This window comes from Staphylococcus sp. HMSC13A10 (genome assembly GCF_001808005.1).
GTDB classification, from domain to species: domain Bacteria; phylum Bacillota; class Bacilli; order Staphylococcales; family Staphylococcaceae; genus Staphylococcus; species Staphylococcus pasteuri.
In genome coordinates this window covers 189,128-211,831 of sequence record NZ_KV791842.1, presented here as the reverse complement: position 1 = coordinate 211,831, position 22,704 = coordinate 189,128, and the positions used below count along the sequence as shown (strand labels likewise).

Genomic DNA, 22,704 nt, shown 5'->3' with positions numbered 1-22,704 from the left:
CTATAATTCAATGTACATTATTCGCATACCCTGACAAAATAGGAATAATCTTAATTTAAAACACGCACAATATTAGCCAAATTGAGAATTATATGAAAATTTATTTATCCTTACTTTTCTATTAAAAATAAAAAACTGACGACAAAATTTGATTCTTTGTCGTCAGTTTATACTAATCTCGATCTATTAATGTTGTGAATTATTAAATGAAAGAAAGATACGCTTATATATGACTAATTAGATTTAATTTAATGTGTTAAGTGCTTGTTTTAAGTCATTGACTAAATCATCTGTATCTTCAATACCTATTGATAAACGAATTAAGCCGTCAGTAATACCTTCTTTAGCTCGCACATCTGATGGGATAGACGCATGTGTCATTAAAGCAGGTACTGAGATTAAGCTTTCAACTGCACCTAAACTTTCAGCTAAAGTGAAATATTGTGTTGCGTGAATCACTTTTTTAGCTGCTTCAGTATCTTTCACTTCAAAAGCGATTACACCTGTATGACCGTCTGCTTGCGCTGCATGTATATCATAATTTAGGTGACTTTTCACACTTGGATGGAATACTTTTTGTACACTGTCATGAGATTGAAGCATATCAATAACCGCTTCAACATTACGATTAATTTGTTCCATACGTAAGCCAAGTGTTTTGATTCCTCTTACTAATAAATAACTATCTTGTGGTCCAAGAACGCCACCTGTTGAATTAGAAATAAAACCAATACGTTCTCCTAATTCATCGTCAGCAGTTACTACTAATCCAGCTACTACATCACTGTGTCCGCCAATGTATTTAGTAGCAGAATGTAAAACAATATCAATGCCAAAGTCTAATGGATTTTGATAATAAGGTGTCATAAATGTATTATCTACAACAGAAATCAAATTGTGTTTTTTAGCAATATCTACTGTACCTTTAATATCTGTTACACGTAATAACGGATTAGAAGGTGTTTCAATATATAACATTTTAGTTTCAGGTTTAATATATTTTTCAACTTCATCAATATTTGTAGTATCAACAAAATCAACATCTAATCCGAATCTTGTAAATACTTTAGTTAATGCACGATATGTGCCACCGTATACATCAGAATTTAATATAAGGTGATCGCCTTTATCTAATAACATAATAACTGCACTAATTGCAGCCATACCTGACCCAAATGCGAAACCATGTTTACCATGTTCTAAATCTGCAATGACACTTTCTAATGATGCACGCGTTGGATTGGCTGTACGAGAATATTCATAACCTTGACGTAAATCTCCAATATCATCTTGTAAGTAAGTACTTGTTTGATATATAGGTGTTGTTACAGCACCTGTATATTCGTCTGTAGTATGTCCGCCATGAATCATTTGTGTTTTTTTATTCATTATCATCCATCTCCTTATAATTAAATATTTGTTTTGACATATATCGATCACTACCATCAGGGAATATGGTTACGATTACCCCTTTGTCTAATTGTTGTTTTAATTCAAGTGCACCTTGTAATGCTGCACCAGATGAACTACCTACAAGTAATCCTTCATTTTTAGCAATATTTTTTACGTTTTCAAAAGCATGTTTATCACTAATTGTAAAAATACCGTCGACTAAAGTTTTCTCTAAAAATCCAGGCCACTTCTCTGAACCAATGCCCTCTGTGTCATGAGTATGACTTGGCCCACCATTTAATATCGAGCCTTCTGGTTCAACAATATAGCTTTTAACACCTAAAGGTTGTAAATGTCTTGCTACACCTGTAAATGTACCACCAGATCCAGCACCAGCTACGAAATAGTCAATATGATTCAGTTCATCTGTAAGTTCTTTCCCCAAGGTATGTGTATAGGCATCAGGGTTATGTTTAGTTTCAAACTGATTCATATAAATGGATTGTGTGTCAGTAGCGTATTGTTTGGCAACTTGTTGTGCTCCAATCATGCCTTCATCTTTAGCTGTTCTTTTTACATCAGCACCTAACGCACGCATAATTGAAATTTTCTCTTCAGAAAAGCCTTCAGGTGCAAATATGACACATTTTAGATCGTAGCGATTAGCTGCTATAGCTAATCCTATGCCAGTATTTCCAGCCGTAGCTTCCACTATAGTATCACCGCGTTGAAGACGTCCTTCTTCTATTGCTTGTTCAACAAGATACTTTCCTAGCCTATCTTTGACACTGCCTCCAGGATTAAATTGCTCAAGTTTAGCATAAATTTTAACGTTTTCATCACTATAACTTTCTAATAAAACAAGTGGTGTTTGTCCAATCAAATCGTATGCAATCATGTTATATATATACATCTCCTATGTATTTTAAGGAAAACTATACAATACCCTTTTCCCATATTCCAATAATTCTTATTTAACAGGTATGAATTATAAATGATTTTAGAATATTTTGCAATTTCACTGTTTATAATAGATCATATTTTTATATTTCTAGTTTCAAACTCAATCAAATGTACCAGAAGCCATCTCATGTTATGATGAATAACGTATATTAATTCTATAAATTTATATTTATTTTTCCTGTACAAGAAAAGAAATATCATTTAACGCTAGTAAAGGAGTTTGTAATTATATGGCAAATAAAGACTTATCGCTATCTGTATTCACTCAAGAAAACTATAAAAATGTAAATCATAATTCAACTAATTTTAGAAATTCTATGTACGATGAATTAGAAGTTAATAAAAGTCGTTTTAAAAATTGTAATTTTAATGAAGGTATATTTAAAAACATTAACGCTGTCTCAAATAGTAAATTTGTAAATAGTAGTTTGAATGACTGCATATTCGAACAAGTTAATTTTTACAAAAACCAATTTAAAAACATTAACGCAGAAAATACGACGTTTGATGAAACAACGATTAATAATACAGTCTTTCAAGATGTTGTATTTGATGGCAACACGTTTAGTGAGGTTAAAATCACTGATACTACATTTAAAAATGTTACTTTTAAAAAAACAGAAATTAACCAATCTGTATTTGAAAATATAAAATTAAAACACTGCTTCTTTGATCATGTGACATTTAAAAATACTAAATTACCTCAAAATATTGCAGAAGAACTTCAAAAACAAAATGTCATTTTCGAAAATGTACAATACATCTAATTCAACGTGTACACTTAGACCTTATAATGCTGTCTTAGTGTACATTTTTTATATTAAAAGAGAGACATGTAGCTATTAGTATATGTTTATGAGGTATCTTACAAGGTAATAAACATTACAAACCTACGAAAGAAGGAATTGAATATGACTCAAGACACAAGTGAATTAAGTAAAGTGCCAACGCCTGATAAAGCGGAGGATAATGCATTTTTCCCTTCTCCTTATTCATTAAGTCAATATACAGCACCTAAAACAGACTTTGATGGTGTCAAACATAAAAATGCTTATACTGGAGGTAAATGGAAAGTATTAATGATTGCCGCAGAAGAACGATATGTATTGTTAGAAAACGGCAAAATGTTCTCCACAGGTAATCACCCAGTAGAAATGTTATTACCATTGCATCATTTAATGGAAGCAGGTTTCGATGTCGATGTAGCTACATTAACGGGTTATCCTGTAAAATTGGAACATTGGGCTATGCCTGGAGAAGATGAGGCTGTTCAATCGACTTACAATAAATTAAAGGAAAAACTAAAACAACCAAAAGTGTTATCAGAAGTAGTTAAAAATGAACTCGGTCCTGATTCAGATTATATTTCCCTATTTATACCTGGAGGACATGCGGCTGTAGTTGGTATTTCCGAAAGTGAAGATGTACAACAAACATTAGATTGGGCATTAGATTATGATAAGTTTATTATCACATTATGTCATGGTCCTGCTGCATTATTATCTGCTGGTTTAAATAGAGAATCATCACCATTTGAAGGCTATTCAGTTTGTGTATTCCCTGATGCGCTTGATGACGGCGCTAATATCGACATTGGTTACTTGCCAGGTAAACTTAAATGGTTAGTTGCAGACTTATTAAGCAAACAAGGACTTAATATTGTAAATAAAGAAATGAGTGGCCAGACACACCAAGACCGTAAGTTATTAACTGGCGATAGTCCATTAGCTTCAAATAATCTTGGTTTACTTGCAGCAGATACATTAGTCGAGGCCACAAAAGAGTCATAATCTAATTTGTTAATCTCAATTTCAAAATATATGTTTCATAGCCCAAAGCATTTTAAACACAACTGCTTCGGGCTTTTTTATGAGAACAATCCCTAATAAAATATTTAATATTGAAAAGTATATATGTCTTCCGTATAATATTTTTAAATATTCAGATATTTAAACTTTTTAAGATAAATATTCTAGCTCATAAAAAAGGGGTACTATTATGCAACCTATGATTCATGGATTCTTACTTGCTTTAGGTCTTATCTTGCCATTAGGTGCTCAAAACGTATTTGTATTTAACCAGGGAGCTAATCAAAAGAAATTAACCAAAGCATTACCAGTCATTATTACAGCAGGTTTATGTGATACGACTTTAATAGTATTAGCTATATTAGGTGTTTCACTCGTTTTAATGTCACTACCTATTTTACAATTAGTAATTTATATTATTGGCCTAGCCTTCTTATTATATATGGCTTGGTCATTGTGGAATGAAAAGCCAAATAATTTAGAACATATGGAACCTATGAGCGCTAAGAAACAAATCGGATTTGCACTCTCTGTTTCACTACTTAATCCCCATGCGATTATGGATACAATCGGCGTCATTGGTACTAGCACTTCTATGTATCAAGGTAACGAAAAGGTATTATTCGCAATAGCTACTATTTCAGTTTCTTGGATTTGGTTTATTTTGTTAGCAGTCCTTGGAAAAATGTTAGGGTCTGTTGATAAAACTGGTAAATACATCATTATTTTAAATAAAATCTCGAGTATTATCGTTCTAATTGTCAGTTTACTTATCATCAAAAATATTTGGCATATTTTGGTTGGATAATATAAAAAGGCTTATCGAAATTCGTAGTTTCGATAAGCCTTTATTGCTATATTTTTATCTAAAATCTATTTTTAAAATAACTGAACTATAAATACTAAAATAATTACGATTGGCATAACAAATTTAATTAAATAATACCAAGGTAAAAATAGTTTGAATTTGTCTCTACCAAAGTTTTCTCTTAATAAATTTTTATCTAATAATTGGCCTACAACAAATGTAGTACCTAGAGCTCCTAATGGCATTAGAATATTAGATACAATAAAATCCATGTTATCGAATATAGTGCCAGCGCCAAATTTAATTCCACTTAAACTACCGAACGATAAAGTGGCTGGAATACTGATGATAAATACGAGTATACTTGCGATAAGTGCAACAGGTCGACGTTTAGTATTATCATTTTTTGTAAAATTAGAAACGTTTAGCTCTAATAATGAAATAGATGATGTTAATGCTGCAAATAAAAATAAAATTAAAAAGATAAGATAAAAAACGATACCGAAATGCATTTTATCGAATACTAAAGGTAGCACTTTAAATAATAAACCGGGCCCTTCTTGCGGCTGGTATCCGAATGTTTTTAACGCTGGAAAGATTGCTAATCCCGCTAAAACTGAAACTAAAATATTCATCAATACAATTGAAATAGCAGATGATTTAATTGTCATAGCTTTCGGAGCATAGCTTGCGTAAGTAATCATCCCAGTCGTTCCCAATGATAATGTAAAGAAGGATTGTCCAAGAGCAAATAAGATGCCTTCCATTGATATATCTTTAATTCGGGGTTGCAATAAATAACGTACACCTTCCATAGAACCGTCTAAAGTTAACGATTTTCCAACAACAATTATTAGAAAGATAAATAGTAACGGCATCATGATTTTGGAAGCTTTTTCTAAGCCTTTTTCGACACCGAGCATGACTATAATCATTGTTAAGAAAATAAAAATACCCTGTCCTGATACTGTTAACCATGGATTACTAATAATCGATTCAAATTGAATTTGGCCAAGATCAGATGTGTTCGACGTAACTATTTGCCAAATGACATTAGCCATATAGATTATAATCCATCCGCCAATAACACTATAGAAACCGAATAAGATAAATACTGCTAAGTTACCATTCCACCCTATAATATTTAACCATTTTTTGCCTGTAAGTTTACTATATATTTGTGTGGTATAGGTTCTTCCCATTTTCCCAACAGTAAATTCCATTACTAATAATGGTAGTCCTACAAATATGGTGAAGATTAAAAACATTAATAAAAATGCGCCGCCACCATAAATGCCTGCCATATAAGGGAATTTCCACATTGCTCCTAGACCTATTGCAGAACCAGCACTTGCCAATATAAAACCAGTTGATGTCTTCCATTCTGATTGTTTGCTCATATCCAATCACTTCCTTTAGCACATTAAAGCGTTTATGTATTTAAGTAACACTTTACCATTTATAGCATTTATGTGCAATATCCATCTAAATTGTCAGAATAATAAAAAAATAGCCTTGCTCACCTTTTCAATTTGTATTTAAACATAAACTGAAAATGAATGAGTTATGACTATTTTCCTTGTAACATTATTTTAAATTTTTAGCTTTTCATATTTTAACTGCTATAAGTGATTGACTGTCCATCATGTACTTCTTCAATCTCTAAACTTTCAATGTGATCAACATTGATATAATGGATGCTATTTCCCTTTTCTAAATATAAATATGGCAACTCATCAAATTCATCTAAAATTCGTCTCACACATTTATCTTTATCTATACCATTTTCAAATGTCTTAAATTCTGTATATGTTTTACCCGAAGCCGTTATATATGTTAATAAAAAAGTCCTTTTCATCTATGAACACGCCCTTTTATAAAGATATTATTGCTCAGTGAAGAACTTAACAATATCTTGCTCCAATTCGTCTCTACCCTCACCATGCGTCATCAAGTGTTGATTGCGTGGGAATTCTTGTATCGTTTTATGTTCACTACTGATTTGGTTGAAAATATAGTGGGCACTGTCTTCATAAGCCGCTTCATCCTGACCACCATATACTATTCTTGCAGTTGCAGTAATTTCATTCAAATGTGACATAATATCATTAATAACCTCTTGGAATGTTTTTATATCATTTTGATAATCCTCTATTTGCGCTAATTCATGAGTGCTTTCACTTTCTGATAATCTCATTATGTCATTCATACGTTTCCCATATTTTTCCAAACGCCAAGAGATACCTGCTTTCGTCTTTTCACTTGGTGCAGACATGACGACAATACGATTTAACTCAACGTTTTCAGCTAAATGTAATGTGAATAAACCACCTAATGAGACGCCAGCAACATTAATTTTCTCAAATCCTTCACTTTTTAAAAATTGATACGCTTCTTGCACGCAATGCCACCAATCTTCAACATTGTACGCTACAAACTGTGTCACTGGTAGTCCGTGACCAGGATAATTAGGTACATAACAAGTAAATCCTTGTTCATTCAATGTTGTTGCAAGATGTTTCATGTCTTTAACGGTACCTGTAAATGAATGTAATAATAATATCGCTTGATTGTTTGTACCTTTTAAATAAAGTGGACTTGGTGATTTAATATTCATCATGTCGTACTCTCCTAACTTTTAAAATTTAATACGTATATAATATCACTTTTAAAAAGACATTAACTATTTGTCTTTTAACTTTAATTTTTTAAACAATGGATATACAGCAAGCCATAGTGCGATCCAGGCCAATGCTAATGTGACACCACCAATGACGTCTGTAAGGTAGTGCGCATGAAAGTATAATCTACAAAATAATATACTTAACCACAATATGATCGCAAGAACGAGCATTGCGTACCTCAATATAGCATGGCGAACTACTGGTATAATCACAAAAATCATTGTTACAAATAATAGCGTACTGGCATTAGAATGACCACTAGGGAAAGAATACCCTTTGTCAACGACTAAATGATTAAACGGTCTTGTACGCTCTATTGTCATTTTGATTAATATATTCATTAATGTGCCACTTAAAATTGTTAAAATAAACCATAAAGCAATATGTTTATATCTAAACATTAAAACCACTGTAATAATAAGTGACATAATAATTACACCACTTACGTCGCCTATAGTGGCAGAAAATGTCATATAATGATTGAACCAATTACCTTCAAAATTTCGATGTGGTGTACCAAATTCCTGAGTAAGCCAATGTAATGACTTTAAATCAAGTGTTTTTAAAAATGCGCCTTCATGAGTAATACGCAATGCAACAAATATAAACAAGCACACACTGATCAAAAATAAAGGAATGGTAAATTTTCCTGTCGTTATTTTGTTGTTTATCATATAATCTCCTCTATCTCTTACAAACTTTAGTTACTTAACTCTTATATCATATACAAAATGACCATATGTTGGGCTCGGCCTTATGTCGGATTTTAATTATGTTATATTTGCTATTTGATAACTGTGTCCATCAAAATCTCTTGGACTAAGCCATCGTTTGTACCATTATTTAAACGTCGATTATTTTGACCTATATTCATTATATTTCGTTAATGATATCCTTTGTGCTTTCAACCATTACATGTATTATATACGATTCAATCGCTTAAAGTGAGGTTGAGATACCATTTATAATTGATATTAAATGACTATAGTGCTTTGGAATTCTCATACCTTTTGCATATAAATTATTGTATAATTGAATTTATAATAATAATAAAAATCTAAAAAATATAGCTATCACACGTTAAAAACGTATTCAAATATAAGTACTGTAATCATTCAACTGTACCCATTTATGTTTGATAGTTAGAAAGGTATCCTTTATGAGCAAAATAATATTAATCTATTGTGCCTTGTTAATTACATTATTTCGCTTTTTCTTACCTATTCATCCCTCATTTGACACACTATTATATTGGTTATTCATTCTCTATATGATACCTATTATTTTATGTATTGTCGGTTTCAAAGGTGATAAATTACTAGCCTCTATGATTATTTTTCCGAATTTATTAGGTATCATTTATAGACTTTATGTTTACGTGATGTACTTATTATATTTAAAATAAAAAACAGTATGACCTTTGTCTATTAACGTAAAATCATACTGTTCCTATATAAATCAAGCTTGGTTGATTAATTTTTCAAAGTTGTCTTTTAATTTAAAGACAATCACACGTTCACCTGTAACGGTACTTAAATCGCTATGGAAACTGACTACTTCAATTCCTGTAATTTGATGAATAATGTTATTAAGATCATTTTGACCCGATTCAACTAATTCAGATCTTGTGCGTTTAATATTCAATAAACCTTCATTCGTCTCACAAACGCGATATTCTGCAGGTGTTAATATTCCTTGCAAATTGATAATCACCATATCTCTTAGTATGTCAGTTTTAACAGATAAAGAACCTCTTCCTAAATAATCCTTTTCCCATTGAGTGATCGCTTTACTAATTTCAGCTTCATATACACCTTTAGACTTTTTCATATAGACGACTCCTAAATATTGATTACATATAGTTTAACATTTTCCATATTATTCGAAAATAACATCAAAAACGCCATAACCAATTGAAATCTCTTAAGTAAGCTATCTATATATACATTTACCAATCTTTCCAACTATGATTTTCATCAATACTTGCTAAACGTACCCATCCATTGTCGACTTTTTGAGCGAATTTTTGATTATCTGCTAATAAGCGTTGAATATGCGTATCAGGTGCTTGAATAACGACTAATAAACGTATTGGCGAATGGTAAATTTCGTTATCTTGAGCCATTACTGATTGCCAAGGCAAACCGTACATTAAGTCACTAGAGTTACCTTGCATGACACCAAGTCCAGATGTGACTGATTGTGTTCTCTTATTACCACTACCATAGTAATGTGGTGCTACAGTTGAAGCATAATATTGTAGGTTAATCCATTGTGCAACTAGTGCTGGTCCAGAAATAATTGTATTGAGTAAATGACCATCTTGATCTTCTGTCCAATCGTAATTATGCAAGAATGCTCGCGCTTCTAAATTACTATTTTCAGTAATTGAACGTTTACCAATAACAAACTCAGCATTTTTAGCTAACCCCCATTCGGGTCTTATCTCGCTCCAATCACTCGCATATTGATATGCTGCTGCTACTGGATCTTTATGCTCTTTATTTAAGTTAGGCAAGTTTGCCAAACGTTCTAAATTAGCTTTATAACTTACTTGTGGCATAACAGATTCTATTAAATCAAACGCTTGTTGTGCACTTTCTGTTAATTCTGGGACATATATCCATTCCAACTTATCTACTGAGGTCTTATGTTCTGCCGCAACAAAGACAGTTTCATCAGGAATATTAATGTTATCTTGTTTCAGTGCTTCTCTTACAGAAGACATATTGCATAACATCGCTAACAATTTAGCATTAAATCCACTTGAAGCCCCTCCACAAGCACCACACTCTAGTGAAGAATGATAAGGATTATTATGAGATTCACTACCGTGTCCACCTAATACGACAAGTGGTGCAAAATCTTTCGTTAAATCCATTAATTGTAGTGCTTGTTTACTAAATTGAACTTGCTCTTCTTCCGTTAAACCAATAGGAAGTTCTGAATACACATGATGCTCTCTTTCGATGGTTAACTTTGTTTCAGGTTTGTTAAGCCATTTTTTAGTGAACCGATGTGCAAATTGTCTTGCTTTTGTTGGTATTAACGTATTGGCAATGGTATTTAGACTTAAAAATGGCCCACTTAATTCTGGTAATAATAGACTAGGTAGAACATTATGTTTCATTAATTTAAATGTATAAAGCATTGATGTAATTGTATGTTGTTGTTGCTGATAATATTCTAATTTATGGCGATCTGCGTATTCTTGAATTTTGTACGCTGGTGGTACCATGACAGGTAAAGATTCATGATCGAATTGTGCGTCAATAACTTCTTTTTTAATAGGTAAACCAAAGAAACCGGCAATACCTATTGTTTCAAATGGGCCTTCTCCTTCGAGATGACGACGAAACGGTTCAGAACGGACATCGATACAAAACGCTAACTGGGCTTGTGTCTTTTGTGGTTCACTATCTGAATTTGACGACTCATAAATTGTATCTACTAAATCACGTTCATGTGTTTCTTCCCATGCATCAAGCCATAATTTTTGGAAATACTGTCTATGATATGTTCTCGCAAAATCTAAGTATCTTATTTTATCTTCTTTAGATAATTGATCCCACTCTTCAAGTGATAAATGACCATAAAACATTAATGCTATAACTAAATCTACGTCTTTATAGTGATAAATATTAGACACGTTGTATTGTTCTTTAGTTGTTGATAATAAAATATATTCAGTGGCTAATCTTATTGCTATGTAATCTGTTAAGAGTTGACGCTCTGATTCATTTTCTTCTGCTCTATAATACATCATCCCAGCCCAACCTGGTAAAGCTAACAACTGTCCTTCTATATAAGCTTGCCAGTCTGCACTTTGAATATTCAAATCTGTTAATACTTGGCTAATCATTTCGTGTGAAGTAGATGCACACTGACGAACAAGTTGTCTTGCTTGTTTAGACAGATTAGGATCATGTTGTGCTAAATGTAACCATGCAGTATAAAAGCCTTGCTCTCTCTTAGGCATAGTCCAACTAGATTGAAACTGGTCTAAATACAGTTTAGACCACTTAATCATATGCATATCTACCTCATCAATTAATCGTTCACCTTTTGCATTAACACTATCCGCACTCTTAGGTCGGTATAAATCTTGATTTACATCTCTGTTTGAAACCTTAGGTAAAGTTTCAAAGATACGATGACGCATAGTAGTATCTAAAAGATCATCTGAAATTGGTTCAATATGTTTAATGTTATCTATATAACGTTTTTCAAATTCGGTTTCTACTTTGATATTAGACGATTGAATTGCTTCATTTAATAATGTTTCAAAGATTTCTTCATCTATCTCACCATGTTGTACAGCATTTTCAACCGCTCTATAATTAGGATAAATATCGACATCTCTTATATCTTTTAGCCATGTAGCTATTTCGTTAAATGTTTGTCCTTCCAAACCTTCCCAAGGATTTCTCGCAGCAAAAATAGAAATTGGTGATAACGGTGTAATGACACGCTTAGCCTCAGAGACAATCATTTCGATATTGCTATTTTGTTGTGAATTAACCATAGTTTTTCACCCTTTTATAAATACTTTTTCAAATATGTTGGATAGCTTTCAACTGAAGCTGATTTCGCCTCACCCAATTTAACTAACCATAAATACAATACAGCAAATGCATGCGAGTTACGATGTCGTGATACCCAAATACTAAATACACTTCCAAATACTAAGATAGCAATGCTTATAATGCTACTTATAATCGGTGGATGCGTCACACTAATATCCACTGTGCTTAATAAATATTTAAAGAAATGATGCGTCACAATATAAACTACAGCAACAATAATAATCATACAAACACCAACCACTTTACCCATAATCGTCTTACTAAAGGCAACTAGTTGATTCCATGACACCATTAACGACCATGCTAGTATAAGCGAGCTAATTAGCTCATAAGCGCTATGATCACTATTCATCCAAAATAGCACTGCAATCACTAACGCCAATAGTCGACCTAACAAGATCCATCCATATGATCTTTTAGCACTAGGTGGCGTTGGTATATTAAATCTGCCAACTACAGATCCAGATTGTAAAAATAATGTTGCTTTAAATACGCCGTGTAACACAAGATGAATAATAGCTGCCGAATATGCACCTAATGCACATTGAACAAGCATAAAGCCCATTTGACTCATTGTAGATCCTACAAGTTGTCTTTTATAGTCGACATGAACCAAACTGATTCCTGAACCAAGTAACACTGAGACACTCGCAATCAACAATAAAACTGTAATCGCTATTGCATTATCAAATACAGGTGCGAATCTTGTTAATATAATCCCACCAGCATTGACTATTCCGGCATGCATAATAGCTGATACAGGTGTCGGTGCTGCAACAGATTCAATTAACCAACTTTGGAAAGGAAACTGTGCTGCGGGAATAATCACAGCCAGTACAATACATAAATCTATAATTAATTTCATGCCAAAAGATAAATGACTATAATCAACTGCTACTTCATCAATATACCAATGACCTGTAAAAATATATAACAAACCAACAGCTACAACTAATGCTAGCCATCCAATTAAAAATAATTTAGCAGAAATTTTAGCAGCCTCATGTGGTACTTTCCAGAAACGATTAACTCTAATTAATAACGTAAGGCATAATAATGTTGCGCCCCAACTTACAACCATAAATCTTAAATCACCACTTAACCATGCAACAGATGCAAAAACGGTAATCAAAGTGAATAATGGGAAATATTGACGATAATTTTTATCTCCAAGCAAATAACGAACACAAAACTTTTGGATAATAAAACCTAATATTAAAATGAAACTTCCCATTAACCAAGCCAATTTATCTAATTTAAAAGGGCCAATGATAAGTTGATTTGTCGTTGAAAATAATCCAATCAGTCCTACAATGATAGGTAAGACAAGCATATACATATGTATCTTAATATATTGAGTGGGAACTTTAGCAGATAAAAATACTAAACCACTCAGCATAGCAATGAGTAAAGTGATAAGGAACACAATTAAGAGTGCATTCATACTTAACATCGATACCTCCTCTGTTTAAATTTACGTACTATAAAAAGCCTACAATAGACAATATCCCACACTCTGAATTATGAGAAACATGCTACTATAGGCTTCATTTCAACTTGAAATATCATCAACATTACGACTTGAATTTTAAATAAGTTAGCGGTCTTTACTCCTTGTGAAAAAGTCGACTTAACTTCTCATTTTCCTCGCATTTTAAATCTACGTATGTATTTTAATCTTAGAATGATGTTATTTCCTTTTAAAAAGCTACCTTTTTAATTTTCTGTGTCCGGTCAAAAGCCAACTATTCTTTCACTCTCGATAAACACTATAATTTTATAGCAATCATCGCTAGCTAAAGCTTAATTCTACTTTTGAGCATATTAATATTAATATAGTCGATGATATTAACTATGTCAAATCTCATACCAATAAAGACGCTAATTTTATATGAAAATTCAATATCTTTACAACTTCAAAACAGCCATGTAAAGCTTTTGTAAAGGCATTTAATAGTTAATACACTTAGGCATGAAATTCTGTGAGTTATTCAATGAAAACGCCCAGTTATGACCTTCAAAATACAAGTTAGGAAATTTCGTCATAAACCATCCTTTATCTCGTTACAATGTATTTAACAAGTCAAACAAGGGAGGTAATTATAATGGAAATCATCTCAGGCATTGTTTCTTTAGTAAAAACAATCATCGACCTTGTAAAAGGTAATAAATAATTCGTCTTTAATGACGATTATATGTATTTAAATAACACTAATCCATTTAAAAGGGAGGGCTATACATGAGTATTATTTCAGGTATCGTTTCTTTAGTGAAAACAATCATCGATCTTGTAAAAGGCAATAAATAATCTAATATTATTCAAAAATTGCACTAACCCAATAAATAACTCATTCTGATTGAAAAGGAGGACTATCAATGGAAATCGTTACAAGCATCATTTCAATCATCAAAACTATCATTGGCTTCTTCAAATAAAGACAATAAATATATAAAAGAGGCGAGACATTAGGTCTCGCCTCTTTTAGTTTGCATTACAATAATACGGAAATAAACGGTTCAAACAGTTTACACCTTATTAGATATAATATGTCCATCTCATTCGTTCCTATTGATTGTGTCATTAAAAAACATCTAACTCTACATGAGAGCTAGATGTAATCGGATAAAATGATTTCTTTGTTACAATAAAAAATATCACATTTATATAAGAAAAGATATAGATATTTAGTGAATTATTCTTTAAAGCAACATTTTTATGATTCGAAAAGTCGTTGTTTTATTTTATGCAGTAATTATCAATTTATATTATTGCTATTATTGTTACATTTTACATATTTATTATTATTAATTAATCAATTACAACAAATTTTAAATTTTCTATTGTAATACAACTTATTTCACATATAATGAAACTGATTGATGATAATAAATTTACAATAATCATTATTTTATTTTGACTTTTTTAAAATTTCGTATCAACTTTAAAAAACAAAGGGGACTTCTATTTTGTCATATTTCAAACCAATAAAAACGATTATTAGCAGTGTCATGATCACTACAATTGCGTTGACAGCCACTGCAACATTTTCTCAACAAGCGCATGCTGAAACAGATCATTACTACCGTGATGGATTAAATTCTCCATCTGACCAACAAGCTTATCCCAAAGCTAAGAAAATAAGTAAAAACTCAATCAGTATTGAACATTATACAAAAGCTAATAAAAATAATTTAAAAGCAATTGGTCGAGTTTCTAATATGAATGGCCATAAAGGTAAAGGCAAAGATTCAATGGGCACAGGTACAGTTATCGGAGATCATACGTTTGTTACAAATGCTCATGTTATTGATGATAAAAATGGAAAAGCCGCTTCAGCGAAATATATCTCGTTCGCAATGAACCGAGATGGGAAGCATATTCCTTATAAATTCCATGCCTCTGATGTAAAAAAATTATCAGGTTATGATATAGCTGTTGTTCATACCAAAGAGAAAATGTCTAAATATGCTAAGCCAATACGATTAGCAACTGACAAGGAAATCAAAGGATTAAAATTTAATACACCATTATATTCATTAGGATATCCATGGCAAAATGGCGACAATACTAAAGCTTATTTTAGTAAATTAAGATTCGTCCAATTTTCAGCAAATGGTACTGAAATTATGACAAAAGATATTTTCAGAGCTGGTGCTTCTGGTTCTCCTATGTTAGATGGGAAATATTCAAAAATTTATGGTCTTCGTACTTATGGCTATAATTTATGGAATAATTCTACAGATAAATATGCCAAACAAGAAATGGCTGGCGGAGAATCATTTAAAGGAAAAGCTGGTAAATTTGTAAAAGATAATATTAAATAATTTAAAGGTACGCTCTTGTACTACTGTTACTTTATAAGTAGTACAAGGGAGTATCTTTTTTATATGTAGTTTTCACGTGAAACTTTATTTTTTAAAATCTAGATTATTTGGATGTAATCGTCCAATGATACGGGTCTGACAATTGTGACCAATCTGCATCAATTTCACTACTATTTATTAAACATTGATCTAAATCTTTAATGATTTGCTCTTGATTCAAATTTGTACCGATAATAACAAATTGTGTATGACGATCTCCATATTCTAAATCCCATTCTTCTGCAACATCAGGTCTTTCTTCTAAAATCATTTCCTGCTTTGCACGTGGCATACTCGCTACCCAGTATGTTACTGGATATATCGATTGAGACGATCCAGCTTGAGAAAATAGACATGCAACTTGATTATATTGAGCTAACCAGACTATTCCTTTAGCTCTAACAATATTTTCCGGCATGTGTTCTAACCATTCATTAAATCTTTCAGCATGGAAAGGTAATTGTCGACGATATACAAATGAAGAAATTCCATATTCCTCAGTTTCTGGTGTATGTTCCGCATGGCCCCCTTCTGTTAATTCTTTAATCCAGCCAGCAGATTCACTTGCTTTTTCAAAATCAAAACGTTGTGTATTTAATACTTCTGATAAATCAACCTTAGCATTTACAGTTTTAATCACTTTCGCTTCAGGTTGAAGTGTCGTTAAAATTTGTTCTAATCGATTTAATGCATCTTTTGATACTAAATCTGTTTTATTAATAATCATCACATCGCAAAACTCTACTTGGTCGATAAGTAAATCCGCAATGGTACGTTCATCTTCATCACTTACACTTTGATCACGATCTATTAATAAATCTTCGGAATTAATATCGTTAATAAATCGATTAGCATCTACAACCGTTACCATTGTATCCAATCGACAAATGGCCGTTAAATCAATCCCTAATTCTTCATCGATATAAGAAAACGTCTGTGCAACAGGTACTGGTTCAGAAATACCTGTGGATTCAATCACTATTTGATCAATACCACCCTTTTTAACAATACGTTCAACTTCTTTTAGCAAATCATCGCGCAACGTACAACAAATACAGCCGTTTGATAGCTCGACTAATTTTTCATCAGTTCGAGATAAACCTCCACCTTCTGCTACTAAGTCTTTGTCGATATTCACTTCACTCATATCATTAACAATAACCGCAATTCGTCGTCCCTCACGATTTTGTAAAATATGATTCAATAATGTTGTTTTACCAGAACCTAGATACCCACTTAACACAGTTACTGGAATTTTAGCCATAATAAACTCCCTTTCTTTTTCTGTTATGTAAATAGTAATTATTACGTTTTACATTCTATAGGATTAATTCCGATTAATCAATAACGATTTTAAATAAGATTATCGAAGGAAGTTCTTAAAAAAATATAGAACAATTTATACATGACTTATTCAAAGCAAAATAAAAAGGCTAGAAAACCGCTAATATAGGGTTTCTAGCCTTAAATATATATTATTTAATTATTCCCACTCTATTGTACTAGGTGGCTTAGAAGTAATATCGTAGACAACGCGGTTAACGTGGTCAACTTCGTTAACGATACGGCTTGAAATCTTTTGTAAGACTTCCCAATCGATACGAGCAAAGTCACTAGTCATACCATCAATTGATGTTACAGCACGAATTCCTACTGTATGATCGTATGTACGGTAGTCACCCATAACACCTACAGATTGAATACCTGGAAGTACAGTGAAGTATTGCCAAATGTCTCTTTCAAGACCTTCTTCTCTAACTACTTCTCTTAATATCGCGTCTGATTCACGTACGATTTCTAATTTATCTTCAGTAATTTCACCAAGTACACGGATACCTAAACCAGGACCTGGGAATGGTTGTCTCCATACTAAATGTTCTGGAATACCTAACTCGATACCTAAAGCACGTACTTCGTCTTTAAACAACGTGTTAATTGGTTCGATTAATTCAAATTCCATATCTTCAGGTAATCCACCTACATTATGGTGAGATTTAATTGTTTGAGCTGTTTTAGTACCTGATTCAATTACATCTGTATAAAGTGTACCTTGCGCTAAGAAATCTACGCCTTTTAACTTAGATGCTTCATCATCAAATACATAAACAAATTCATTACCAATGATTTTACGTTTTTGTTCTGGGTCTGATACACCAGCTAATTTATCCATGAAACGATCTTGTGCATTAACACGAATAATATTCATGTTGAAACCTTCACCAAATTGTTCCATAACCATGTCGCCTTCACCTTTACGAAGTAAACCATGGTCGACAAAGATACAAGTTAATTGATCACCAATCGCTTTGTGTAATAATACAGCAACAACAGATGAGTCTACACCACCACTCATAGCACATAGTACTTTTCTGTCACCTACACGTTCGCGAATTTTTTCAATTTCGATTTCAATAAAGTTCTCCATTGTCCATTCGCCTGTACAATTACAAACACGACGCACAAAGTTTCTTAATAAATCATTACCGTATTCAGTATGACGTACCTCTGGATGGAACTGAACACCATAAATACGACGAGATTTATCTTCGATAGCTGCATAATCTGTGCTTGGGCTATCAGCAATAACTTCAAATCCTTCTGGAATCTCGATCACTTTATCTGAATGACTCATCCATACAGTTTGTTCTGATGGTAAGCCAAAGAATAATTCATCAGATTTCGCATTAATGATTGCTTTACCATATTCACGTTCATTGGCACGCTCAACTTTACCACCTAATAATTTAGTAGTTAATTGCATACCATAACAAATACCTAATACAGGAATACCTAAGTTATAAATTTCAGGGTCGATAGTAAATGAACCTTCTTCATAAACTGAATTAGGACCACCTGATAAAATAATACCTTTTGGATTCATACGTTTAATTTCTTCAATAGAAATTTCATGGTCGTGTAACTCACTATATACACCCATTTCACGTATACGTCTTGTGATTAATTGGTTGTATTGGCTACCAAAGTCTAAGACAAGAATTAACTCTTGCTCTTTCGCCATTTCCATAATTGTCGTTCTCCTTTAAATCTTATTAGAATGAATAGTTTGGTGATTCTTTAGTGATTTGAACATTATGTGGGTGGCTTTCTGCTAAACCAGCTGGTCCCATACGTGTGAATTGTGCTTCTTCACGTAATTTTTCAAGATTTTCAGAACCAGTATAACCCATACCAGCTCTTACACCGCCCATAAGTTGATAAACTGTATCTTGTAAAGGTCCTTTATAAGCTGTACGGCCTTCAATACCTTCTGGTACGAATTTCTTAGGCGTTTTATCTTCTTGGAAGTAACGGTCATTTGAACCTTTTTCCATAGCACCTAGAGATCCCATACCGCGATATACTTTGTATTGTCTACCTTGGAATACTTCAGTAGCACCAGGACTTTCTTCAGTTCCTGCTAATAAGCTACCTAACATTACAGCGTGTCCACCAGCTGCCAATGCTTTAATGATATCTCCAGAGAATTTAATACCGCCATCTGCAATAATTGCTTTGCCTTGTTTACGTGCTTCAGTTGCACAATCATAAACAGCTGTAATTTGTGGTACACCAACACCTGCAACTACACGAGTTGTACAAATTGAACCTGGTCCAATACCAACTTTAACTACATCTGCACCCGCTTCAAATAGTGCTTTAGTCGCCTCAGCAGTTGCCACATTACCAGCAACTAATGTGATGTCAGGATATTTTTCTTTGATATGTTTAACTTGTTCGATAACACCTTTTGAATGACCATGTGCAGTATCAATAACAAGTGCATCAACGCCTGCTTCTACTAATTTTTCAGCTCTAATATCAGTATCTTTAGAAATACCAATAGCTGCCGCTGCTAATAAACGACCATTAGCATCTTTAGCTGCATATGGGAATTCTAATACCTTTTCAATATCTTTAATTGTGATTAGTCCTTCTAAACGGCCATTTTCTACTAAAGGAAGTTTTTCAATTTTATGTTCTTGTAAAATTGATTCTGCTTCATCTAACGTTGTACCTACTGGAGCTGTAATTAAGTCTTCTTTAGTCATTACATCTGAGATTTTAATAGAAAAGTCTTCAATAAAACGTAAATCTCTATTAGTAATAATACCTACTAGTTCTCTATCTGTTTTATTGTTAACAATTGGAACACCTGAAATACGATATTTACCCATTAAAGCTTCTGCTTCAAAAACACTTTCATCAGGAGTTAAATAGAACGGATTACTAATAACGCCATTTTCTGAACGTTTTACTTTTTGTACTTCATCAGCTTGCTCTTCGATACCCATATTTTTATGGATAACGCCTAGTCCACCTTGTCTTGCCATCGCAATTGCCATTTTAGATTCTGTAACTGTATCCATACCAGCAGAAATAATCGGAATGTTCAATTGAATTTTATCTGATAAACGAACGCTTAAATCAACATCACTTGGTAACACGTCTGATTGAGCTGGAATTAATAATACATCATCGAATGTTAATGACTCTTTAGCAAACTTATTTTCCCACATTTAAAAACAGCCTCCAATATTATATAGTTTGTTCTATTATTTCACATTTTCTTCACTTTGTTTATAGTTTATACCATTAAAAAAGAAATTTAGGATAATTGCTGAGATAGCACCTAAAACAATTCCATTTTGAGTTAACCATGCAAATTGTTCTCCTAAACCTTTAAATGCTTGTGGTACGGCACTAATTCCTGTGCCTAAACCAACTGATACAGCAATAATTAATAAGTTATTTTGATTTGCAAAATTAATTTTACCTAAAATACTCACACCATATGCCATTACCATACCAAACATTGCTATCATAGCACCACCTAATACTGGTAATGGAATAATGTTAGCTAAAGCACCTAATTTAGGAATACATCCACAAATTAGTAATAAGATTACCATTCCATAAATTACTTTATTCTTCTTAGCGCCTGATAAAGATACAAGCCCAACATTTTGAGAATAAGCAGTATATGGGAATGCATTAAACATAGATCCTATTACTATAGCTAGACCTTCCGCAGTGTAACCTTTACGAAAATCTTTTCTTTCTAATTTTTTCCCAGTAATCTCACTTAATGCGTGATAGACACCTGTTGATTCAATTAAACTTACAATTGCTACTATAAAGAATACTAACGTTGCACTTAAATCAAATCCAAATCCTGAAAATCGGAATGGCATTGGTATACCAACCCAATTGGCTTCTCCAACTTGTTTGATATCCACAATACCAAAGATACCTGCTAAAATTGTTCCGATAACTAACCCTATTAAAATAGCGATAGATTTCAAGAATCCTTTAGTAAATCGTTGGAGAATTAAAATGACAATCAGTGTAACGCCGCCTAAAATGATATTTTTAGGATTACCATAGTCTTTAGCACCCTCGTCACCTGCTAAATAATTCATTGCAACTGGCATAAGATTGATACCAATAATTGTTACAACACTTCCTGTTACTACTGGTGGGAAGAATTTAACTAAATGAGAGAAAAATGGCGCTATAATAATCACTAAGATACCTGATAGGAATAATGAACCGTATAATACACCTAATCCTTTTGTCTGACCGATTAAAATCATAGGTGCAACCGCCGTAAAGGTACACCCTAGGACGATTGGCAATCCGGTACCTGTCACCTTATTAACTTGTAAGAATGTAGCAATACCACACATGAAAATATCAACTGTAACTAAATACGCAATCTCTTCTGGTGTAAATTTCAAACTAGTACCAACGATAATCGGTACTAAAATCGCTCCTGCATACATGGCTAATAAATGTTGAATACTAAGAATAAAATTCTTCATTAATTTTCACCTAATAGCGTCACTTTATTACCTTTTAATGAAGCCACCTTACATAATGAAGATACATTCAATCCTTCATCTTCAAGTCTTTGACGACCATTTTGGAAGCTCTTTTCTACGACAATACCAACGCCTGCAGTTTTAGCATTGGCTTGTTTGACAATCTCATTTAAAACTAATGATGCATCACCATTAGCTAAGAAATCATCAATAATTAAGACCGTATCATCTTCACCAAGAAACTCTTCAGAAACGATAACTGTACTTGTCTTATTTTTAGTAAATGAATGGATATCTGTTTGATAAAAACCATCTTTCAAAGTACTAGGTTTTGCTTTTTTAGCAAATAAACATGGGACATCAAAATGAAGAGCAGCCATAATGGCTGGTGCAATACCAGATGCTTCGATAGTTAATATTTTAGTAATACCTTCATTTTTAAACTGATTATAAAATGTTTGCCCTACTTCATGCATTAACTTTGCGTCAATTTGATGATTTAAAAAACCGTCTACTTTCAAAATCTTTTCATCAATGACTACACCATCTTCTTTTACTTTACGTCCTAACGACTCCACCCGGAAAACCTCCTCAAAATTATGTAATCCATAGACTTGTTGATACAAAAAAATCCCCAAACTTTGATTAAGTTTCAGGATCTATGAGGGAACGTGCAATACATTGCGTCAATTAGCAAATAAAGAAGTAGATACGTCAAATTAATCGATAATTAAATGTATACAAATAGATAAAGGACCTTTGTAAGATTGCATAACA

At 32.6% G+C, this 22,704-nt stretch carries 21 protein-coding genes; 7 read left to right on the top strand and 14 right to left on the bottom strand.

Translation table 11 applies throughout. The annotated features are described in order from the left end of the window. Positions 1–243: 243 nt before the first annotated feature. A complete protein-coding gene (locus HMPREF3125_RS03270; RefSeq protein WP_070451941.1) occupies positions 244–1,389 on the bottom strand; it encodes a bifunctional cystathionine gamma-lyase/homocysteine desulfhydrase in 1,146 nt (381 codons plus the stop codon). Beyond that, positions 1,382–2,290, bottom strand: coding sequence for a PLP-dependent cysteine synthase family protein (locus tag HMPREF3125_RS03265; RefSeq protein ID WP_070451938.1), 909 nt, complete (start codon positions 2,288–2,290; stop codon positions 1,382–1,384). Before HMPREF3125_RS03265 ends, HMPREF3125_RS03270 begins: the two co-directional genes overlap by 8 nt. Before the next feature lie 295 nt (positions 2,291–2,585). Between HMPREF3125_RS03265 and HMPREF3125_RS03260 the strand changes: the two genes are divergently transcribed. The 3 genes from HMPREF3125_RS03260 to HMPREF3125_RS03250 all read left to right on the top strand — a co-directional run bounded on the left by HMPREF3125_RS03260 (position 2,586) and on the right by HMPREF3125_RS03250 (position 4,971). Then, entirely contained in the window at positions 2,586–3,122 is a 537-nt protein-coding gene (locus HMPREF3125_RS03260; protein ID WP_017637020.1) for a pentapeptide repeat-containing protein, read from the top strand. 144 nt (positions 3,123–3,266) lie between these two features. Beyond that, positions 3,267–4,145, top strand: coding sequence for a glyoxalase III HchA (gene hchA / locus HMPREF3125_RS03255; protein ID WP_070451936.1), 879 nt, complete (start codon positions 3,267–3,269; stop codon positions 4,143–4,145). A gap of 205 nt (positions 4,146–4,350) precedes the next feature. After that, complete coding sequence (locus HMPREF3125_RS03250; protein ID WP_176745277.1) at positions 4,351–4,971, top strand: LysE/ArgO family amino acid transporter; 621 nt, start codon at positions 4,351–4,353, stop codon at positions 4,969–4,971. A 71-nt stretch (positions 4,972–5,042) separates the two neighbouring features. Here HMPREF3125_RS03250 and HMPREF3125_RS03245 read toward each other — a convergent pair whose 3' ends face one another. From HMPREF3125_RS03245 to HMPREF3125_RS03230, 4 genes are all read right to left on the bottom strand, one after another. Next, entirely contained in the window at positions 5,043–6,371 is a 1,329-nt protein-coding gene (locus HMPREF3125_RS03245; RefSeq protein WP_070451930.1) for a sodium-dependent transporter, read from the bottom strand. Positions 6,372–6,586: 215 nt separating this feature from the next. Further along, entirely contained in the window at positions 6,587–6,829 is a 243-nt protein-coding gene (locus HMPREF3125_RS03240; protein ID WP_070451927.1) for a hypothetical protein, read from the bottom strand. Positions 6,830–6,856: 27 nt separating this feature from the next. Next, the gene (locus HMPREF3125_RS03235) at positions 6,857–7,588 is read right to left on the bottom strand and encodes an alpha/beta hydrolase (RefSeq protein ID WP_070451958.1); all 732 of its coding nucleotides are present in this window, start codon (positions 7,586–7,588) and stop codon (positions 6,857–6,859) included. 66 nt (positions 7,589–7,654) lie between these two features. Further along, positions 7,655–8,329: a phosphatase PAP2 family protein gene (locus tag HMPREF3125_RS03230; RefSeq protein ID WP_046467374.1), complete on the bottom strand. Its 675-nt coding sequence runs from the start codon at positions 8,327–8,329 to the stop codon at positions 7,655–7,657. A gap of 485 nt (positions 8,330–8,814) precedes the next feature. Between HMPREF3125_RS03230 and HMPREF3125_RS12425 the strand changes: the two genes are divergently transcribed. Next, positions 8,815–9,060: a hypothetical protein gene (locus HMPREF3125_RS12425; RefSeq protein ID WP_026083468.1), complete on the top strand. Its 246-nt coding sequence runs from the start codon at positions 8,815–8,817 to the stop codon at positions 9,058–9,060. 53 nt (positions 9,061–9,113) lie between these two features. Here the strand turns inward: HMPREF3125_RS12425 and HMPREF3125_RS03225 are convergent, their stop codons facing one another. The 3 genes from HMPREF3125_RS03225 to HMPREF3125_RS03215 all read right to left on the bottom strand — a co-directional run bounded on the left by HMPREF3125_RS03225 (position 9,114) and on the right by HMPREF3125_RS03215 (position 13,694). After that, entirely contained in the window at positions 9,114–9,485 is a 372-nt protein-coding gene (locus tag HMPREF3125_RS03225; protein ID WP_029056574.1) for a Na-translocating system protein MpsC family protein, read from the bottom strand. Positions 9,486–9,603: 118 nt separating this feature from the next. Beyond that, the gene (locus HMPREF3125_RS03220) at positions 9,604–12,180 is read right to left on the bottom strand and encodes a DUF2309 domain-containing protein (RefSeq protein ID WP_046467373.1); all 2,577 of its coding nucleotides are present in this window, start codon (positions 12,178–12,180) and stop codon (positions 9,604–9,606) included. A 14-nt stretch (positions 12,181–12,194) separates the two neighbouring features. Then, positions 12,195–13,694, bottom strand: a complete 1,500-nt coding sequence (locus HMPREF3125_RS03215) for an NADH dehydrogenase subunit 5 (RefSeq protein ID WP_070451924.1) — start codon at positions 13,692–13,694, stop codon at positions 12,195–12,197. Positions 13,695–14,310: 616 nt separating this feature from the next. Between HMPREF3125_RS03215 and HMPREF3125_RS13210 the strand changes: the two genes are divergently transcribed. The 3 genes from HMPREF3125_RS13210 (at position 14,311) to HMPREF3125_RS03210 (ending at position 16,066) form a co-directional block, all read left to right on the top strand. Then, a complete protein-coding gene (locus HMPREF3125_RS13210) occupies positions 14,311–14,415 on the top strand; it encodes a hypothetical protein (protein ID WP_219906378.1) in 105 nt (34 codons plus the stop codon). 65 nt (positions 14,416–14,480) lie between these two features. Beyond that, complete coding sequence (locus HMPREF3125_RS13205; protein ID WP_219906379.1) at positions 14,481–14,549, top strand: hypothetical protein; 69 nt, start codon at positions 14,481–14,483, stop codon at positions 14,547–14,549. A 659-nt stretch (positions 14,550–15,208) separates the two neighbouring features. Then, the gene (locus HMPREF3125_RS03210) at positions 15,209–16,066 is read left to right on the top strand and encodes a trypsin-like serine peptidase (protein WP_017637010.1); all 858 of its coding nucleotides are present in this window, start codon (positions 15,209–15,211) and stop codon (positions 16,064–16,066) included. 103 nt (positions 16,067–16,169) lie between these two features. On the opposite strand, the gene HMPREF3125_RS03205 is transcribed toward HMPREF3125_RS03210, so the two are convergent. The 5 genes from HMPREF3125_RS03205 to xpt form a co-directional block, all read right to left on the bottom strand. Next, positions 16,170–17,369, bottom strand: a complete 1,200-nt coding sequence (locus tag HMPREF3125_RS03205) for a GTP-binding protein (protein WP_070451920.1) — start codon at positions 17,367–17,369, stop codon at positions 16,170–16,172. Positions 17,370–17,588: 219 nt separating this feature from the next. Next, a complete protein-coding gene (gene guaA / locus HMPREF3125_RS03200; RefSeq protein WP_017638437.1) occupies positions 17,589–19,130 on the bottom strand; it encodes a glutamine-hydrolyzing GMP synthase in 1,542 nt (513 codons plus the stop codon). 25 nt (positions 19,131–19,155) lie between these two features. Beyond that, positions 19,156–20,622: an IMP dehydrogenase gene (guaB, locus tag HMPREF3125_RS03195; RefSeq protein ID WP_017638438.1), complete on the bottom strand. Its 1,467-nt coding sequence runs from the start codon at positions 20,620–20,622 to the stop codon at positions 19,156–19,158. 36 nt (positions 20,623–20,658) lie between these two features. After that, positions 20,659–21,927, bottom strand: coding sequence for a xanthine permease PbuX (gene pbuX, locus HMPREF3125_RS03190; RefSeq protein WP_070451917.1), 1,269 nt, complete (start codon positions 21,925–21,927; stop codon positions 20,659–20,661). Then, positions 21,927–22,505, bottom strand: coding sequence for a xanthine phosphoribosyltransferase (gene xpt, locus HMPREF3125_RS03185; protein ID WP_070451914.1), 579 nt, complete (start codon positions 22,503–22,505; stop codon positions 21,927–21,929). The genes pbuX and xpt overlap by 1 nt, the downstream gene beginning before the upstream one ends. Positions 22,506–22,704 lie beyond the last annotated feature (199 nt).

Excerpts from the sequence above, each read along its gene's own strand:
- HMPREF3125_RS13210 (WP_219906378.1), top strand. The coding sequence starts at position 14,311 with ATGTATTTAACAAGTCAAACAAGGGAGGTAATTATAATGGAAATCATC.
- guaB (WP_017638438.1), bottom strand. The coding sequence starts at position 20,622 with ATGTGGGAAAATAAGTTTGCTAAAGAGTCATTAACATTCGATGATGTA.
- HMPREF3125_RS03265 (WP_070451938.1), bottom strand. The coding sequence starts at position 2,290 with ATGATTGCATACGATTTGATTGGACAAACACCACTTGTTTTATTAGAA.
- guaA (WP_017638437.1), bottom strand. The coding sequence starts at position 19,130 with ATGGAAATGGCGAAAGAGCAAGAGTTAATTCTTGTCTTAGACTTTGGT.
- HMPREF3125_RS03235 (WP_070451958.1), bottom strand. The coding sequence starts at position 7,588 with ATGAATATTAAATCACCAAGTCCACTTTATTTAAAAGGTACAAACAAT.
- pbuX (WP_070451917.1), bottom strand. The coding sequence starts at position 21,927 with ATGAAGAATTTTATTCTTAGTATTCAACATTTATTAGCCATGTATGCA.
- HMPREF3125_RS03260 (WP_017637020.1), top strand. The coding sequence starts at position 2,586 with ATGGCAAATAAAGACTTATCGCTATCTGTATTCACTCAAGAAAACTAT.
- hchA (WP_070451936.1), top strand. The coding sequence starts at position 3,267 with ATGACTCAAGACACAAGTGAATTAAGTAAAGTGCCAACGCCTGATAAA.
- HMPREF3125_RS03245 (WP_070451930.1), bottom strand. The coding sequence starts at position 6,371 with ATGAGCAAACAATCAGAATGGAAGACATCAACTGGTTTTATATTGGCA.
- HMPREF3125_RS03225 (WP_029056574.1), bottom strand. The coding sequence starts at position 9,485 with ATGAAAAAGTCTAAAGGTGTATATGAAGCTGAAATTAGTAAAGCGATC.
- HMPREF3125_RS03270 (WP_070451941.1), bottom strand. The coding sequence starts at position 1,389 with ATGAATAAAAAAACACAAATGATTCATGGCGGACATACTACAGACGAA.
- HMPREF3125_RS03230 (WP_046467374.1), bottom strand. The coding sequence starts at position 8,329 with ATGATAAACAACAAAATAACGACAGGAAAATTTACCATTCCTTTATTT.
- HMPREF3125_RS03240 (WP_070451927.1), bottom strand. The coding sequence starts at position 6,829 with ATGAAAAGGACTTTTTTATTAACATATATAACGGCTTCGGGTAAAACA.
- HMPREF3125_RS03205 (WP_070451920.1), bottom strand. The coding sequence starts at position 17,369 with ATGGCTAAAATTCCAGTAACTGTGTTAAGTGGGTATCTAGGTTCTGGT.
- HMPREF3125_RS03220 (WP_046467373.1), bottom strand. The coding sequence starts at position 12,180 with ATGGTTAATTCACAACAAAATAGCAATATCGAAATGATTGTCTCTGAG.
- HMPREF3125_RS12425 (WP_026083468.1), top strand. The coding sequence starts at position 8,815 with ATGAGCAAAATAATATTAATCTATTGTGCCTTGTTAATTACATTATTT.
- HMPREF3125_RS03215 (WP_070451924.1), bottom strand. The coding sequence starts at position 13,694 with ATGTTAAGTATGAATGCACTCTTAATTGTGTTCCTTATCACTTTACTC.